The organism is Streptococcus ratti FA-1 = DSM 20564, from assembly GCF_000286075.1.
Classification (GTDB): domain Bacteria; phylum Bacillota; class Bacilli; order Lactobacillales; family Streptococcaceae; genus Streptococcus; species Streptococcus ratti.
This window is the reverse complement of record NZ_AJTZ01000005.1, coordinates 538,995-556,883: the sequence shown is the minus strand read 5'-3', so window position 1 is coordinate 556,883 and position 17,889 is coordinate 538,995. Positions and strand designations below refer to the sequence as shown.

At 41.9% G+C, this 17,889-nt stretch carries 17 protein-coding genes; 1 reads left to right on the top strand and 16 read right to left on the bottom strand.

The features are described 5' to 3' along the window. Position 1: 1 nt before the first annotated feature. Entirely contained in the window at positions 2-700 is a 699-nt protein-coding gene (locus SRA_RS04705; RefSeq protein ID WP_003088210.1) for a GntR family transcriptional regulator, read from the bottom strand. 201 nt (positions 701-901) lie between these two features. Between SRA_RS04705 and guaA the strand changes: the two genes are divergently transcribed. Continuing rightward, entirely contained in the window at positions 902-2,455 is a 1,554-nt protein-coding gene (gene guaA / locus SRA_RS04700) for a glutamine-hydrolyzing GMP synthase (RefSeq protein WP_003088208.1), read from the top strand. A gap of 292 nt (positions 2,456-2,747) precedes the next feature. On the opposite strand, the gene SRA_RS04695 is transcribed toward guaA, so the two are convergent. The 15 genes from SRA_RS04695 to SRA_RS04625 form a co-directional block, all read right to left on the bottom strand. Continuing rightward, entirely contained in the window at positions 2,748-4,679 is a 1,932-nt protein-coding gene (locus SRA_RS04695; RefSeq protein WP_003088205.1) for a beta-glucoside-specific PTS transporter subunit IIABC, read from the bottom strand. A gap of 618 nt (positions 4,680-5,297) precedes the next feature. Continuing rightward, the gene (gene licT, locus SRA_RS04690) at positions 5,298-6,134 is read right to left on the bottom strand and encodes a BglG family transcription antiterminator LicT (protein ID WP_003088202.1); all 837 of its coding nucleotides are present in this window, start codon (positions 6,132-6,134) and stop codon (positions 5,298-5,300) included. A gap of 162 nt (positions 6,135-6,296) precedes the next feature. Next, a complete protein-coding gene (locus SRA_RS04685; protein ID WP_003088199.1) occupies positions 6,297-7,370 on the bottom strand; it encodes an ABC transporter substrate-binding protein in 1,074 nt (357 codons plus the stop codon). Continuing rightward, positions 7,363-8,139: an ABC transporter permease gene (locus SRA_RS04680; RefSeq protein ID WP_003088196.1), complete on the bottom strand. Its 777-nt coding sequence runs from the start codon at positions 8,137-8,139 to the stop codon at positions 7,363-7,365. The genes SRA_RS04685 and SRA_RS04680 overlap by 8 nt, the downstream gene beginning before the upstream one ends. After that, a complete protein-coding gene (locus tag SRA_RS04675) occupies positions 8,136-8,930 on the bottom strand; it encodes an ABC transporter permease (RefSeq protein ID WP_003088193.1) in 795 nt (264 codons plus the stop codon). The genes SRA_RS04680 and SRA_RS04675 overlap by 4 nt, the downstream gene beginning before the upstream one ends. Beyond that, the gene (locus tag SRA_RS04670; RefSeq protein WP_003088190.1) at positions 8,914-10,068 is read right to left on the bottom strand and encodes an ABC transporter ATP-binding protein; all 1,155 of its coding nucleotides are present in this window, start codon (positions 10,066-10,068) and stop codon (positions 8,914-8,916) included. The genes SRA_RS04675 and SRA_RS04670 overlap by 17 nt, the downstream gene beginning before the upstream one ends. Positions 10,069-10,071: 3 nt before the next feature. Then, complete coding sequence (gene murB / locus SRA_RS04665; RefSeq protein ID WP_126417931.1) at positions 10,072-10,992, bottom strand: UDP-N-acetylmuramate dehydrogenase; 921 nt, start codon at positions 10,990-10,992, stop codon at positions 10,072-10,074. Between the two features lie 179 nt (positions 10,993-11,171). Further along, positions 11,172-11,657 carry a 2-amino-4-hydroxy-6-hydroxymethyldihydropteridine diphosphokinase gene (folK, locus tag SRA_RS04660; protein WP_003088186.1) on the bottom strand — a complete coding sequence of 162 codons (486 nt, stop codon included), beginning with the start codon at positions 11,655-11,657 and terminating at the stop codon, positions 11,172-11,174. Beyond that, positions 11,654-12,016 (bottom strand): dihydroneopterin aldolase, encoded by a 363-nt coding sequence (gene folB / locus SRA_RS04655; RefSeq protein WP_003088184.1) that lies wholly within the window; start codon positions 12,014-12,016, stop codon positions 11,654-11,656. The genes folK and folB overlap by 4 nt, the downstream gene beginning before the upstream one ends. A 6-nt stretch (positions 12,017-12,022) precedes the next feature. Further along, positions 12,023-12,823 (bottom strand): dihydropteroate synthase, encoded by an 801-nt coding sequence (gene folP / locus SRA_RS04650; protein WP_003088182.1) that lies wholly within the window; start codon positions 12,821-12,823, stop codon positions 12,023-12,025. Positions 12,824-12,832: 9 nt separating this feature from the next. Next, complete coding sequence (folE, locus tag SRA_RS04645) at positions 12,833-13,393, bottom strand: GTP cyclohydrolase I FolE (RefSeq protein ID WP_003088180.1); 561 nt, start codon at positions 13,391-13,393, stop codon at positions 12,833-12,835. Between the two features lie 19 nt (positions 13,394-13,412). Further along, on the bottom strand, positions 13,413-14,690 hold the full coding sequence (locus SRA_RS04640) for a bifunctional folylpolyglutamate synthase/dihydrofolate synthase (RefSeq protein ID WP_003088179.1): 1,278 nt from the start codon (positions 14,688-14,690) through the stop codon (positions 13,413-13,415). 80 nt (positions 14,691-14,770) lie between these two features. Further along, entirely contained in the window at positions 14,771-15,655 is an 885-nt protein-coding gene (gene rarD / locus SRA_RS04635) for an EamA family transporter RarD (protein WP_003088178.1), read from the bottom strand. Beyond that, entirely contained in the window at positions 15,642-16,508 is an 867-nt protein-coding gene (gene thrB, locus SRA_RS04630) for a homoserine kinase (RefSeq protein WP_003088177.1), read from the bottom strand. Before thrB ends, rarD begins: the two co-directional genes overlap by 14 nt. 1 nt (position 16,509) lies before the next feature. Continuing rightward, positions 16,510-17,796 carry a homoserine dehydrogenase gene (locus tag SRA_RS04625; protein WP_003088176.1) on the bottom strand — a complete coding sequence of 429 codons (1,287 nt, stop codon included), beginning with the start codon at positions 17,794-17,796 and terminating at the stop codon, positions 16,510-16,512. Positions 17,797-17,889 lie beyond the last annotated feature (93 nt).

Here is a 17,889-nt window from a genome sequence, read left to right as displayed (position 1 = left end):
TCTACTTATTTTCTAAATAAAATTCAAAACGATCGCCAACATATTGGCTGCGGACATATTCAAACGGAGTACCATCCTCAAAAAAAGAAATCTGTGTCAGGCTTAAAACAGCATGACCGCGCGGAATCGCCAGATAATCAGCAGTCATTTCACTGGCATTGCTGGCTGAAATAGTCTGCTGACTCTTACCGATGACAAAGCCATTGTCTGTCAAGGTCTGAAAGAAATGTTTGCTAATTTCTTCTTTTTTGAAATTCTTTATAATTTTTTCAGGGATGGCCGCTACTTCAAATACGACAGGGATGTCATCGGCATAGCGGACACGCTCCATTCGAATCACATAGGTATTTGGCTTAACATCCAAAAATTTGATTTCCTGCTCGCTCGGGTGTACTCGCTTATATGAAACGACTTTAGTCGAGGGTGTTTTTCCTTGCGACTTGACAATCTCAGTAAAGCTGGTCGTTCCCCGCATCTTTTCCTGAACGCGGCTGCTGGCGACATAAGTGCCGCTTCCCACACGGCGCTCTAGAATCCCTTCCTCAACGAGCAGTGTTACAGCCTGCCTGAGTGTCATTCGGCTGACCTCAAAACGCTCTGCTAGATCGCGTTCACTGGGAAGACGGGTACCAATTTTCCACAGTCCCTCGTCAATTTCTTTTTTGATTTGATCATGAATCCGAATATAAGCTGGTAACATCCTCTCTCCTTGTCTATAAAACAGTTTTGTACTAATGGTACCAAATTTACAGACCTTTTGCAAAAGCTCTCAAATGCTGAGTGAGCTGATCTGGCAAGGTTTTTCTGAAAATCAGCTGTCAAATCCTGCAAATTATGCTAAAATAAAGTGATTATGTCTTTGCTAGCCCAACTAGCAAAACAGTAAAAGGAAAGGAAAACAATGACTGACATTAAAGATATTCAAAAAATCATTGTGCTTGACTACGGCAGTCAGTACAATCAACTTATTGCCCGGCGCATTCGTGAGTTTGGTGTCTTCTCAGAATTGAGAAGTCACAGAATCACAGCTGATGAAGTTCGGGCCATCAATCCCATCGGTATTATTCTATCTGGGGGGCCAAATTCTGTTTATGCTGATAATGCTTTTGGAATTGATGAGGGTATTTTTGAACTCGGCATTCCTATTCTTGGAATTTGCTATGGGATGCAGCTGCTGACAGATAAACTTGGCGGCAAGGTAGTTCCTGCCGGCCAGACTGGCAACAGCGAGTACGGTCAGTCAACCCTGCGCTTAGCAGCTGATTCAGAGCTTTTTAAAGGAACTCCTGCAGAGCAGACTGTTTTAATGAGCCACGGCGATGCTGTTACCAAGATACCTCAGGGATTCCAGCTGATTGGTGACTCTACGGACTGCCCTTATGCTGCCATTGAAAATACCGACAAGAAAATTTTTGGTATTCAATTTCATCCTGAAGTCCGCCATTCTGTTTACGGCAATGATATCCTGCGCAATTTTGCTCTTGATATCTGCGGCGGCAAGGGAGATTGGTCCATGGATAATTTCATCGATATGGAAATCCAAAAAATCCGTGAGCAAGTAGGCAGCCGCAAGGTTCTTTTGGGACTCTCAGGCGGAGTTGATTCATCTGTTGTCGGCGTTCTTTTGCAACGTGCTATTGGTGATCAGCTGACTTGTATTTTTGTTGATCACGGTTTGCTTCGTAAAGGCGAGGGCGACCAAGTTATGGAAATGCTTGGCGGCAAATTCGGTCTCAATATCATCCGTGTTGACGCTTCAAAACGCTTTTTGGAACTTTTAGCCGGTATTGAGGACCCCGAAAAGAAACGAAAAATCATCGGCAATGAATTTGTCTATGTCTTTGATGACGAAGCTAGCAAGCTCAAAGATGTTGATTTCCTTGCTCAGGGAACACTCTATACAGATGTTATCGAATCGGGTACTGAAACAGCTCAAACCATTAAATCTCACCACAATGTCGGCGGTCTGCCCGAAGATATGCAGTTTGAATTGATTGAACCCTTGAACACACTCTTCAAGGATGAAGTTCGTGCTTTAGGAACTGCCCTTGGTATGCCTGATGAAATTGTTTGGCGTCAGCCTTTCCCGGGACCAGGTCTTGCTATTCGCATCATGGGTGAAATTACTGCTGAAAAGTTAGAGACTGTTCGTGAGTCTGATGCTATTTTACGTGAAGAAATCGCTAAAGCTGGCTTAGAACGCGATGTTTGGCAATACTTCACCGTCAATACTGGTGTGCGCTCAGTTGGTGTTATGGGGGATGGCCGTACCTACGACTACACCATCGCTATTCGCGCTATCACTTCTATCGACGGTATGACAGCTGATTTTGCGAAACTTCCATGGGATGTTCTTCAGAAAATTTCAGTTCGTATTGTCAATGAAGTCGATCACGTCAACCGTATCGTCTACGATATTACCAGCAAACCGCCGGCAACAGTTGAGTGGGAATAAAAATACGGTTTGTCCCACTCTCTTAAGTAGAAAATCTGTGTTTAGCACAAAAATTTCTTAAGCTCTATAACGTTCAAGGCTATTTCCTTGATTTGCAAGCAAAACAAACTCCAAGCGAGAACTTTCCAACAGATAAAAGCGATTGTAGCACGTTTTTTGGTATAACCGTAGATTGCGCACCCGCTATGCGGGTGTTATTTTGTCTCGCATCCTTTGGTGCGAAACGGACTAAAAATCACATAATAAAAATAAGATCGGAATCTTTTTTTCCGATCTTATTAATTATGGAGTGCTATTTGACAGCTGTCAGGAGATAATCGCCTGCTTCAACAGTTCGTTCCTGTGTAGTCAAAACGTCTTCATATTGGTCTGAGTTTGTAACAATAACTGGCGTGATAACCGGCAAGCCTGCTGCTTTGATTGTATTAACATCAAATTCAAGCAGAGTCTGACCAGCTTCCACCTTATCACCAACTTCAACAAAGCCTTTAAAGCCTTTGCCAGCAAGTGAGACAGTATCCATGCCGATGTGAATCAAAATTTCAGCTCCATTTTCAGTCTTCAGGCCAATCGCATGCTTAGTCGGAAAGACCAGTGTTACCTCTCCTTTGGCCGGAGCAACAACGGCACCGTCATCTGGATCAATAGCAATCCCCTTGCCCATAGCTCCAGAAGCAAACACTTCATCAGGGACATCTTCCAGTTTAACAACTTTACCGATTAAGGGACTGGCAATGATTTCTTGCTTGATTTCTTTTAATTCCTGAACGCTTTCTTCTGAGCTGCCGCCTGTACTTTCAGATTCGGGCTGATCATAAAGATAAGGAATTTTAACAAACTGGGTCAGGAAAAAACCAAGAACAAAGTTCATGACGATAGCGATCAAGAAATGAATCAGTGTCATTGAATTTTTAGGGTCAATGAATGATGGAATAGCAAAGAGTCCCATACCGCCCATAACCTGCATCTTAACATTAAAAAGAGAGAGATAAGCACCTGAAATAGCACCTGAAATACAGGTCATAATGAATGGAGTACGCATTGGCAGCGTAATACCGTAAATAGCGGGTTCTGTTACACCGAAAAGTGCAGAGATAAAGGCTGGAATAGATAATTGTCTAACCTTATTTTCTTTTGTACGCATCATGATGTTAAGAAGAGAACCTGCCTGCGCAAAACAGATAGCAATAGTTGCCACAAGGATAACACCGGGACCCTTTTGCAGTTCCAAAATAGCAAGCGGAACAAGTCCCCAGTGAAGGCCAAACATAACCAGCACCTGCCACATAGCACCCAGAACAATGCCATAAATAATTGGGCTTAGGCCGTAAATACCTGTAAAGGTGGCACCAACAAGATCAGATGCCCAGCTCATCACAGGACCAATAAGGAGGAAAGACAGAGGAACAGTAATTAAGATGGTAAAGAAGGGAACCACAAAGACCTTAACAACATCTGGAATTATCTTCTTAAAGAAACCTTCAATCTTAGAACCGGCCCAAACAGCAACAATAACTGGCAAGACCGTTTGCAGATAACTAGAAGCTGGGAAAATAATAGGAATACCAAAGAAAGTCGAATAAATCGGAGATTCAATTAATGTTCCAGAGAATAAAGTATAAAGCGGTTCTTTAGCAGTAAAGCTGGCAGCTATATTGGGATAAACCATAGCAAAGCCGATAGCAAGGGCGGTGAATTGCTCCATTTTAAAGCGTTTTGCTGCAGTCAATGCTAAGATGAGCGGCAAAAATTGGAAGAATCCATCACCTGCTGCATTGAGGACAACATAAGCACCATCGGTTTCGGGGACCCCTACTGCTGCTAAAATGGCAACTAACCCCTTAATCATACCTGCTGCTGAAAGAGCACCCAGCATTGGTTGGAAAAGTCCGGATACCAGAGCAATAAAGCGATCAAAAAGATTTCCTTTAGGAATATCTCCTTCATCAACATCGATACCGCCCTCACCGGTAATACCGCTTACTTTTAATACTGTATCATAAACATCAGGAACATGATTTCCGATTACGACTTGGAACTGTCCTCCTGCTTTCACTACAGTGACAACGCCTTCGCGCTGTTTGAGATACTCTTCGTCTGCCTTACTTTCATCTTTGAGAGTAAAACGCAGGCGGGTGACACAGTGCACGAGCTTGACAATATTATCTTTGCCGCCAACATGCTTGACAATATCATTTGCCAATTCAGTATAATCTTTAGCCATTTTAGGCTCCTTTCATAAGATGCTAAGCCGTTAAGCGACTCACAGGAAAATAGGAACCTGACGAAGATGCTTAGCATCTAGGAATGGTTATCTTTTTCCAAAGAGTCGTAGGCGTGCTCAATTAAATAAGATGCTAAGCCGTTAAGCGACTCACAGGAAAATAGGAACCTGACGAAGATGCTTAGCATCTAGGAATGGTTATCTTTTTCCAAAGAGTCGTAGGCGTGCTCAATTAAATAAGATGCTAAGCCGTTAGCGACTCACAGGAAAATAGGAACCTGACGAAGATGCTTAGCATCTAGGAATGGTTATCTTTTTCCAAAGAGTCGTAGGCGTGCTCAATTAAATAAGATGCTAGCCGTTAGTGACTTATCGCTTTTAAATAATCGAATTCAGCCAATCCGGCTCTAGTGCAGTTATTTTTAGAATAATCACCATTTCACACGCAAAAAAACCTAAACAAATACCAAATGACTGGACAAAGTCAAACTCTTTGCAATCAATTCGTATTTATCTAGGTTTTGCCTGCTTAACCAGTAACAATCCTTATGAATATCATTATAACACACTAATTTATTTTTGCAAGCGCTTTTACAAAAATATTAAAAAAAACTAGCCCTACTGGCTAGCTTCTAAACGCTGGATATGAATAGTTAGATAAACCTGTTCATCCTTGCTCATGGGAAAATCATAACTAGACGCGACGTAGGATTTAATTTTTTCGGTACAGGCAAAAGCCTGCGGATAATTTTCCTTAACCTGTTCATAAAGGAAAGCATCATTCTTTCCCTGAACAAGGCCATTTGCAACACGCTGAGCAAAATACTGAATATGGGTGACAAAGCGATTGTAACTGACAGATTCTTCATCTGTGATTTGACCAAAATGCAGGCGGACAATTTCCAAAATATCAATAACAATCTTGGAAATTAAACGATTTTTCTCCAGTAAACCGCCGTCTTTTTGCGCATTAACAAAATGCAGAGCAATCGAAGCTGCTTCATCATCGGCCAGCTCTATACCTAGTTTTTCCTTGATATACTTGATTGCTTCTCTGCCCAGCTGGAATTCTCGGGGATAAAACTTTCTGACTTCCCAAGACAGCGGATTTTGGAGGACTAAGCCTTCTTTTGTCCGTTCAATCGTATAGTGCAGATGATCAGCCAAAGCAATATACAGTGAAATATCAAAGGTTTGCTCTAAAACATCCTGTCCTTGATGGATAATGTCAAGAACCAGCTTGATTTCATCACTGTCAAGATCGACATAGACACGTGATAATTCACCTGCCATATCTGTATCTTGCAAGATAAAGCGTTTTTCAATTAATTCTTGATTGACCTCATCACCAGGCTTTTTTTGAAAGCCAAGCCCTTTTCCCATAACAATGATCTCTTCATTCTTCTCACCAAGAACCTGAACGACATTATTATTAAATACCTTATCAATTTTCATAGTATTTCCTTAGCCTTTAATAAATGAACACTTTTTTTATATCATATCAAATAAAACAATAAAAAGTAAGGGCTTCTTCTAAAGCGAAAAAGCTAACCACCTATGAATGGAGAAGAAGGAAGCCAAAAATTTAAAATTTTGGAACCTTTCCCACTCCTACCGCTATTTACGGTACATTTTAAACTGCATATAGAGATCATTATAAACACCCAGCCATTTTTTACCAAGATTGTCATAGACTTCTAGACGGCTGACCGTTTTAGAATCGGGGTAAAAGGCTTTATTATTTTTAATCTCTGCTGGCAGCAGCTCCTTAGCCTTGGCATTTGGTGTCGCATAGCCGATATAGCTGGCATTTTGAGCCGCATTTTGAGGTTTTAGCATAAAATTGATAAAAGCATAGGCCTCTTTTTTATGCTTTACCGTTTTAGGAATCACTAGATTATCAAACCAGAGATTAGAGCCTTCGCTGGGAACGATATAACATAAATCCTTATTAGCATCCAGCATTTCACTGGCCTCGCCGGAAAAAGTAACACCCAGAGCAGCATCGCCTCTGATTAGGTACCCTTTCATTTCATCACCGACAATAGCCTTGATGTTTGGAGTTAGCTGGTTCAGCCTATTTTCAGCTTTTTTTAATTCTGCTGCATTTTTCGTATTTAAACTGTAACCAAGGCTATTAAGTCCAAAACCGATTACCTCGCGGGCGCCATCAACCAGCATAATGCTGTTGACATAATCTTTATTCCAAAGATCATTCCAGTGTTTAGGAACCTTGTTTAGCATTTTGCTGTTATAAACAATGCCTACTGTTCCCCAAAAATAGGGAATGGAGTATGCATTTGACGGATCAAAGCTCTTGCCTAGAAACTGTCTGTCAAGATTATTCCAGCCTTTGATTTGAGACTGATCAAGTTTTACTAAAAGCCGCTCAGCTTTCATTTTACTAATCATATAGTCGCTGGGAACGGCGATATCGTAAATTGTTCCCCCTTGTTTAATTTTGGTGTACATGGCTTCGTTCGAATCAAAAGTCTCATACTGAACCTGAATGCCAGTCTCTTTGGTGAATTTGGTCAAAAGCTCAGGATCGATATAGTCACCCCAATTATAGATGACCAGTTTATCAGTTTTGCTCCCGCCGCTTGCCTGCCTGCCCATGTAAAAAACCAGACCAGCCAAAATAAGAACAATAGCTAAAACGCCCCCTATAAAAGAGTAAAGTTTATGCATGTCTGTCCTCCTTATCCTGGGAAATAAAATAATAACCAATCACAAGCAAAATACTAAAGAGAAAGACTACAGCAGACAGGGCATTAATTTCCAATGAAATACCTTGACGGGCTCTAGAGTAAATCTCTACCGAAAGCGTCGAAAAACCATTCCCAGTAACAAAAAACGTAACAGCGAAATCATCCAAAGAATAAGTAAAGGCCATAAAATAGCCGGCAATGATACTAGGTGTCAAATAAGGCAGCATGACCTCCTTTAACATCTGAAAATGACTGGCACCTAAATCATAAGCGGCATTGATCATGTCAGCATTCATTTCTTTCAGTCTCGGCAGTACCATCAGAACAACGATAGGAATAGAAAAGGCAATATGACTGAGAAGTACAGAAAGCATTCCTAATTTAAAGCCGATAAATGTAAACAGAATTAAAAAAGAAGCTCCAATCATGACATCAGGAGCAACCATCAGAACATTGTTGACTGACAGGATAGCATTCTGAGCCTTTCTTTTGGTTTGGTAAATAAAAATAGCTCCAAAAGTTCCAATAATGGTTGCCAATAAAGAACTTAAAAAGGCGATAAGAAAGGTTTGGACCAAAATCAGCATCAGCCGTTTGTCACCAAACATGCTCTCATAATGTTCCAGAGTAAAGCCAGTAAAACGACTCATATCCCCAGCTTGATTAAAGGAATAAAAAATCAAATAAAAAATAGGGATATACAGGATTAAAAAGACCAGAATTAAATAAAGATTGGCTATTTTTTTCATTTATTTCTCTCCTTTGTCACCCACATGATGAGAAGCATGGTAACAATTAAAACGACGCCGATAGTTGATCCCATCCCCCAGTTTTGCGTTGTCAAAAAGTGCTGTTCAATAGCAGTCCCCAGTGTAATGACGCGATTGCCGCCTATCAGACGCGTCAGCATAAACAAGCTGAGACTGGGAATAAAAACAGACTGAACACCGCTTCTGACCCCGTTTAAAGATAAAGGAAAAATAACCTTGGTGAAGGTTTGCAAATCTGTCGCTCCTAAATCACGGCTGGCATGGATTAAATTGGGATCAATGTCAGTCAGAGCATTAAAAATCGGCAGAATCATAAAGGGGATTTCAATATAGGCTGCCACAAAGATAAAAGAAAAATCCGTAAAAAGAATCTGCTTGGGCGCAAGCCCCATAAACTGCAGAAAATTGTTAACACCGCCTTGGCGGCCAAAAATTCCCATAAAAGCATAAGCCTTAAGCAGGAGATTGACCCAAGTCGGCAAAATCACCAGCATCAGCCAGAGCTGCTTTTGCTTGAGCCGTGTCAGAATCAAAGCTGTCGGATAAGCAATCAGCAGTGTCACCAGTGTGATAATGCCAGCATACAAAATGGAATTAAAACTCATCCTCAGATAAGTCCAGCTGGCAAAAAAAGTCTGATAGTTACCCAGTGTCAGATGCCCTTCAATATCAAAAAAAGACTTATAAAGAATCAGGGCAACCGGTGCCAAAACAAAAAGGCCTATCCAAAGAAGATAGGGAAGAGAAAATGCATTAAGCTTTTTCTTCATGGCGCTCCTCCTCTATAGCATTTATCAGGCCGTCTTCGTGTTCTTCGGTTTCCGCATATTCTTCGATCCGAGCATCAAATTCTTCCTCTGTCTCATTAAGGCGCATAATGTGAATGTCTTCAGGTCTAAAATCAAGTCCGATAATTTCACCTTCAATAGCCTTGCGGGTCGAATGAATCATCCACTCATTGCCCAGATCGTCATAAGCAATAATCTCATAGTGCACTCCGCGAAAAAGCTGAGTCTCTACTTTAACCTGAAGCTTGCCTTCATCAGGCAGCGTGATTTGCAAATCTTCCGGACGAATAACAACTTCAACAGGTTCATTGGGTCGCATACCGCCGTCAACGGCTTCAAACCGCTTGCCATTAAATTCTACTAAGTAGTCCTCAATCATCGTTGCCGACAAAATGTTGGACTCACCAATGAAAGTTGCTACAAAATGATTGATGGGCTCATCGTAAATATCAACTGGGGTGCCAGACTGAACAATTTCCCCGTCATTCATGACAAAGATCCAATCGCTCATAGCCAGAGCTTCTTCTTGATCATGGGTAACAAAAACAAAGGTGATTCCCAGTCTTTGCTGCAATTCCCGCAGTTCATACTGCATTTCGGTCCGCAGCTTTAAATCCAGAGCTGACAGAGGTTCATCCAGCAAAACGACCTTGGGCTGATTAATAATAGCACGCGCAATAGCCACGCGCTGCCTCTGGCCTCCTGATAATTTTTGAATTGAACGTTTTTCAAAACCAGCCAAACGGACCATTTTCAGGACTTCTGCTACCCGGCTTTCGATTTCTTTTTTAGCTATTTTTTGCAGTTTGAGCGGAAAAGCGACATTTTCAAAAACAGTCATATGAGGAAAGAGAGCATAAGACTGGAAAACCGTATGGACATCACGTTTGTTGATAGGCAGATCATTGATTCTTTTGCCGTCAAGAAAAATATCACCGCTGCTGGCTTCCAATAAACCGGCAATAAGGTTCAAAATGGTTGATTTTCCAGATCCTGAGGCACCCAGAAGAGTATAAAATTTCCCTTCTTCCAGTTCAAAATTAATATTCTTTAAAACAACTGTCCCGTTGTCCTCAAAGACTTTGGAAACATTTTTAAAGGCAATGATTGGGTTAGTCAATGCTTATGCGTCCTCCGCTTGTATTTCTTTTTCACCAATGATGCGAACTTCCGGTTCCAAAGTGACCCCAGAATTTTCTTTAACTCTGCGGATGACATCCGCAATTAAATCTTCATAATTTTTAGCAGAACCATTGTCAATATTAACCATGAATCCGGCATGTTTCTTGCTGACTTCCACACCGCCAATCCGATGTCCCATGAGATTGGCTTCCATGATGAGCTGACCAGCAAAATGCCCCATAGGGCGCTTGAAAACAGAGCCGCAGGATGGATGTTCCAAGGGCTGTTTCAAAGCTCTCAGATGATTGAGACGCTGCATTTCCTGACTGATAACGGTGTAGTCGCCGGGTTTGAGAGAAAATTTGGCTGAAATCACTACTTCTTTATTATCCTGAAAGGCCGAGCGGCGGTAGCCAAAGCGCATATCACGTGCTTCAACTGTCTTAATTTCCCCATCTCTGGTCAAAACTTGTGCAGAAATTAAAATATGGGAAATCTCGCCTCCGTAGGCTCCCGCATTCATAAAGACGGCTCCTCCGATACTGCCCGGAATACCGCAGGCAAACTCAAAACCTGTCAGACTGTGGTATTGAGCAACCTTGGTTGTTTCAATTAAATTAGAGCCTGCTTCTGCTTCAATAACATAGCCGTCAACCGTAACACTATTGAGCTTGTCAAACATAATAACAAACCCTCGGATTCCGCCGTCACGGACGATTAAGTTGCTGGCATTGCCTAAAACCATCCAGGGCAGATCGTGCTTATTGGCAAACTTAACGATTCTTGCCAATTCATAGCGATTGCGCGGAAAGGCAAGAAAATCAGCCGGACCGCCAACCTTGGTATAGGTATATTTTTTCAGAGGTTCATTAAAGCGGATATCAATACCTTCTAAACTTGTTTTCATTTCTTTTAACATGATAATCTCAATTCTATACTATTCAATTCAATACTAAAAAAATCGGTAGTTAAACCGACTTTATTATATCAAATTTTATTTACTTTGACGACAGAAGACATGATTTTTAAGGCATCATTCTCCGCTCCCTTCAGAAAAGCTAAAAAAGCTAAATATGAAGAGAAAAATCCGATAGCAGCGAATCAGTACTTGAGGGGGTTCACCCCTGACTTATCTACTCTTTGTAGTAAGTCAGCAATCGATTGCTTCAGCAGCGGGTGGATAAAGCTCCTAGCAAGATCATTCAGCGGCACCAGCACAAAAGCGCGGTCCTGAAGGTAGGGATGAGGCACTTGCAGATCTTCTTCGTCAATAATCTGATAGCCATAAAAGAGAATATCGATGTCAATTGTTCTTGGGCCCCAGTGCTCATGGCGGATGCGGCCCAGCTGCCCTTCAATGCTCTGACAGCTTTGCAGCAGCTCCTGCGGTGATAAATCAGTTTCTAGCTGACAGACTACATTTAAAAAATCAGCCTGATCTGTTTTGCCCCAAGCCGCAGTTTCATAAACCGCTGACTGATCAACGAGCTGTGTTTGAGGAAGCTCAGCCAGACTGGCCAAGGCTTTCTCTAAATAAGCTTCCCTATTTTCAATATTGCTGCCTAAGCCCAAATAAACAGCTGTCATGGGCGTTCTCGCTTTAGTTCAACACCGACAGCATCATAATGGCCGGCAATAGGCGGATTTTCCTTAGTGATTCGGATTGTAACAGCTAAAATAGCTGAAAAACACTCAAAAATATCTTGGCAGACAGCGCCTGCCAGCTTTTCAATTAAAGCATAACGGCTGTTTTCAACGCGATTTTTGATGACCTCAAAAATTTTGCCGTAGTGAACCGTATCTTCCAGATTATCCGTTTCTGACGCAGCCTTTAAATCCGCGGTTAATTCAGCATCTATGACAAAGATCTGTCCCAATGTCTGTTCCTCAGAAAAAGCACCGTGATAAGCGTAAAAACGGCAGCCTTTTAAAATAATCTTATCCATAACCCCTCACATCAACTGGCTTGTGACCTTGACAATATCCTTATTGGCTGGTACATTGTGAACTCTGACAATCTGACAGCCCTTACCAATAGCGTAGGCAGACAGAGCGGCTGTTGCCATGTCGCGTTCCTGCGGTTTGGTATTGCCGCCAAGCATACTGTCCACAATACGCTTTCTGGAAATACCAAATAAAACAGGGTAACCAAGACTTGTAATCTGATCCAGCCCTTTTAGCAATTCTAAATTTTGTTCAATATTTTTAGCAAAGCCAAAACCAGGATCCAGCCAAATATTTTCTTTTTTGACACCGGCTTTTTGAGCTAATGCTGCACGTTCCAGCAGAAAACGGCTGACATCCTGTGTTACATGACTGTAGACTTCTTCTGTTTGATTGTGCATAAGAATGATTGGAACATCTTTCTGCGCTGCCAAGTCAAACATGCGGCCGTCATAAAGCCCTGACCAGACATCGTTTAGAATATCGGCACCCGCTTCAAGCGCTGCCTGGGCTGTTTCTGTCTTGTAAGTATCAATACTGACGAGACAGTCAAACCGCTCTTTGATCGCTTTTATAATCGGTACAGTCCGTTTTATTTCATCCTCAGCGGAAACAAAAACGGCTCCTGGGCGAGTGGATTCACCGCCGACATCAATAATTTTGGCACCTGCCGCCAGCATTTCTTCTGTTTGTTTTAGAGCCTGACCGACAGAAACATATTGACCCCCGTCTGAAAAAGAATCTGGGGTGACATTGAGAATCCCCATAATGACTGCTCGATCTGCTAATTCATGCTTGCCGATTTTCATATTATCTCCTTAATTGTGAATCATCGAAATAATTTCCTGCCGAACTTCTTTATCAGAGCGGTAAAGGCCTCTGGCTGCACTGGTCACAGTTTTGCTGCCAGGCTTTTTAATCCCCCGCATGGTCATGCACATGTGCTCTGCCTCAATCATAACAAAGACACCTTTAGGATTTAAAGCTTTTTCAAGCGCATCGGCTACCTGAGCTGTCAAGCGCTCCTGCAGCTGCGGCCGTCTGCTGGCTACTTCCACTGCACGCGCCAGTTTACTGAGCCCTGTTACCCGGCCACCGCTGGGCATATAGGCAACATGAGCCCTTCCGTAAAAAGGCACCAGATGGTGTTCGCACATGGAATAAAAGGGAATATCTTTAACTAAAACAACTTCGTCATGCTCTTCAGAAAAAACGGCTGTAAATTGATCCTTAGGGTCCTCATTCAGTCCGGAAAACATTTCCTGATACATTCTGGCAACGCGCTTTGGTGTGTCTAAAAGCCCTTCGCGTTCAGGATTTTCGCCAAGTGCTTCTAAAAGCTGATAAACAGCCTCTTCAATCTTTTTTTGATCTGACATTTACCTTCTCACTCATTTTTTAATACATTCTATTATAGCTTATTTCTTTATTTTTCAAAAGCTCTTTTCTGACCTGTGAAATAAAATAAAGCGATCCTGTGATAACATAAAGATCCTCTTGCTCAGCTTTTTCAAGTCTTTTCAGCCAGACTGAAAAATCAGGCACCTGTTCATATTTGGAAGGATAATCTTCCAAAGCAAGCGCCTTAGGGTAAGGAAAAACTGTCACTGTCACATCTGCAAATTGACTCAGCCGCGCAAGCATTGTTTCAACTGGTTTGCCGGCAATAGCAGCAAAAAGCACATGGACTTTTCTGTCAGCATACTGCTCTTGTAAAAGGTCAGTCAATACAGCTACACTTTCATTGTTGTGGGCACCGTCAATCATGAGATTCTCTCTGATAAACTCCGTCCTGCCCGCCCAACGACTGTCTGCCAAAGCATTCTTAATGACAGGTTTTGTCACTTTTGGGAACTCTTTTTGCAGCAAAAGACTAGTCATAACAGCTAAAGCGGCATTGGATCTTTGATGTCTTCCCTTCATCACAAGACGGATACCAGAAATATTATCGCTGCCATAACTAAAATCAAAAACAGCTCCCTTATCCCAAATCTTAAACTCTTCTCCCAGTTGATAAAGGGGGCTTTCAGTTTCCTTAGCTTTTTGATAAAAAACAGCCTTAACATCACTGCGTTTTTCAGCAAAAATAAAGGGTACCTTTTCTTTTAAAACGCCGGCCTTTTGCCCAGCAATCTCAGCATGGGTATTCCCCAAAACAGCCTGGTGATCCAGTCCGATAGAAGTGCAGATGACTGCCTGTGCCTTAAAGACATTGGTTGAATCAGTCAGACCTCCCATTCCTGCTTCGATAATGGCCACATCAACCAGATGAACCTGCCCAAAATAAACAAACATCAAAAGCGTGATAATTTCAAATTCTGTTGCTGCTTCAAGATCTGTTTCAAGCGGCAAACGCTCAACCACAGGCTTTATAAGCTGAACCAGATGGACCAGTTCTTCTTTACTGATCATTTGGCCGTTGACAGAAATGCGCTCCCTAAAATCAGTAATATACGGGGACGTAAAGGTACCGGTATCATAACCTGCTTGGCTGAAAATATTTTGCAGGTAATTGACGGTTGACCCTTTTCCGTTAGTTCCAACAACATGGATACCGCGAATGTTTTTCTGCGGATTACCTAATTTCTCCAGCATCCAAGCCATCCGCTCCAGACCTGGTTTGATCCCGAATTTTAAATTGTCATTTATCCAAGCCAAGGCTTCTTGATAATTCATTACTTCTCCAATTTATTGCCAGAGATAAAAAGCTGGCCGCCTCCTTTTTAGAATTTATAAAAAATTATCTTTAACAGACTTTATCTGCTTTTTCTTAGCATCAAGATTTGTCCCGTAATAAAAATGAAAACCGCCAGCCAAATGAAAATAAAGCCGCGCAGTTCCCCAAGAGTAATGGCTTCGCCAAAAATCAAAACAGCAATCAACAGCTGCATGGTAGGGTTAATATACTGAATGAAACCGATTAGATTAAGAGGGGCTCTTTTAACTCCTTCGGCAAACAGCAAGAGCGGAACAGCTGTTATAAATCCAGAAGCCGCAAGCAGAATATTTTCCCAAAGACTGTAGTCAAACAGGTTTTCATTACTGAAAAAGAAGAGATAAACCAAGGCTAAAGGTGCTATCACAGCGGCTTCTACCAGCATGGCCGTATCACTGGAAAGCTTGATGTTTTTCTTAATCAGCCCGTAAAAAGCAAAAGAAAAAGCCAGCAGAAAAGTTATAAAAGGAGCTCTTCCTGTATTAAGTATAAGAATAACAACTCCAAAGGCAGCCAGCAGTACAGAACATACGGTCCATCTGTCCAGCCGCTCCCGCAAAAAAATCAGCGACAAAAGCACAGATACTAAAGGCATAACATAATAGCCTAGACTTGCCTGAGTAGCCTGCTGGTTAGTAACCGCATAAATATAAGAAAGCCAGTTGATAGCAATTAAAAAACTGGCTAAGATTATGTTCCTTCTTGCTTTTTTGTCTGCCAATAGCTCACTTAGCTGTTTTTTATAAGCAGTTTGACGTCTTGATAAAAACATATAAAGCAGCATGGTTATCAAAGTCCAAAGGATACGGTAGGAAAAAATAGCATAGGGGTTAACTCCTGATAATTGTTTCCAAAAAAGGGAGATAACTCCCCATAACACATATGCTCCTAAACCGAACAAAAGCCCCTGTCTAGTTTCTTTCAATCCTTACTCCTTTAGTGTCAACAGATAAAATACAGCTTGTTCCATCCAGAGCCAGACCGTCAATAGCTGCTTTGATTGCCTCCTCGTTTTCCTGATCTGCCAAAACAATAACAGTCGGACCGGCTCCTGAAAGATAAGTCGCATAAGCTCCGTTTTGTTCACCGATAGCTTTAATGGCTGAAAATTCTTTAACAAGCGACTGGCGAAAACGTTCATGGAAAAGATCGTTTTCAATGGCTTTCCCGGCAGTCTTTAAATCACCGGTCAAAAGCCCTGCAACAGCTACATTGGCAATGGAACTGGCCGCAACGGCTTCCTTATAATCCAGCTGTTCAGGCAGAACACCGCGGCTGTCGCTGGTTTTTAGCTCATAATTAGGAATAAAGGTCACAAAAGAACATTTGGGAAAGCTACCAGCAACATAGTTAACTTTTTCATCAACATAGCTGGATATAACAAGATTGCCAAAAATAGCTGGCGCCACATTATCAGGATGGCCTTCGATGGAAGTGGCAATATTGAGCTTTTCATCAGCTGTCAGCTGTAAGTCTGCCAATTGATTGGCCAGCTCGATTCCAGCAACAATAACAGAGCTCGATGAGCCTAGCCCTCTTGCAAGAGGAATATTACTGGTCATCCGCAGCCGATGAGGATTAAGATGAGGAGCAACCTTTAAGGCTGTCACAATCAGCAAATTGCTGTCATCGCTTGGAATATTATCCAAATCATGACTAATCTCCCAGGAATCAGCTGCTTCTAAGACATCAATAGAAAGATATTTGGAAAGAGCAACACCAACAGAGTCAAAACCCGGTCCGACATTGGCCGATGTTGCAGGTACTGTAATTCTCATCCTATTCCCCTAACACCTTGAAGGTATTTACTAATTCAAAGTCGGCTACAGCCTTCAGCTTTTCAGTAACATTGGCTAACTGTGTTTTGCTCAGAGAGTGCGTGATAATCACAACACGCGCAGTTTCACCATTAGCCTTTTGCTGCAGAACCTGCTCAAAAGAAATATCTTCTGAATTAAAGATTTCAGCTAGGCGCAGCATTTTCCCTTTTTCATCTGCTGTGTTAACAGCGAAATAATAGTGGCTTTTAACGTCATCCGGATGGGCAATCCGAGTATGGCGGACAAATTCATTAAAAGGTTTGCCGACATTACCATCTTTAATCCGGCGGGCAATGCGAATAATATCTGCTACTACAGAGGTTGCTGTGGGTTTCTGACCGGCACCCGGTCCGTAATACATAGACTCTCCAATGCCGATAGATTCAACAAACACAGCATTCATAACATCATTAACACTGGCAAGCGGATGTGATTTTGGCAGGAAAGTCGGTGAAACTTCAGCAAAGATACCTGACTCAGTCTCTTCAACGGAACCCACCAATTTAATCACATAGCCCAGCTGCTGAGCAACACTGACATCATCTGGTGTAATGTTTGAGATGCCTTGATGGGCTACTTGGTCAAAATCGATGGTCATTCCAAAACCGAACTGGCTCAAAATGACAGCCTTGTAAGCTGCATCAATCCCTTCAACATCATTGGTCGGATCACTTTCCGCATAACCCAGTGCCTGTGCTTCTGCCAGAGCTGCTTCGTAAGTCCATCCCTCATCGACCATCTTAGTCATCATAAAGTTAGACGTTCCATTAAGCACACCTAAAATACGCGTTACTTTATCAGAAGTTAATGAGTTAGCTAAGGTTCGCAAAATTGGAATCCCGCCGGCAACAGCCGCTTCATAATAAAAAGCAACTCCTTTATCTTGAGCCAGTTTAATCAGTTCCCTGCCGTGCGTGGCGATTAGATCCTTATTAGCGGAAACAACGTTTTTACCAGCTTCAAGTGCCTTTGTAATAAAGGTTTTAGCAGGCTCAATACGCCCCATCAGCTCAACAACAATGTCAATCGTCTCGTCGGATAAAATGTCATCAACATTAGTTACAAAATTAAACTTATTGCCAGCAGCCAAAAGACGATTCTTTTCCTCATCATCCTTAACCAGAACTTTGGCAATTTCCAAGCGGTCTCTTGACGCAGCACTGATCTTCTCCTGATTTTCCTTTAACAAAAACGGAATTCCGCTTGCTACTGTCCCGAAACCGAGCAAACCAATTTTTATCGACATTTCTTTCTCCTTGCAAAAAACATTTTTTTCATTATATCAAATTTTCAGCAGAATTTACAGCTAATTATCCTTTCCTTTATGCTATAATTAGCT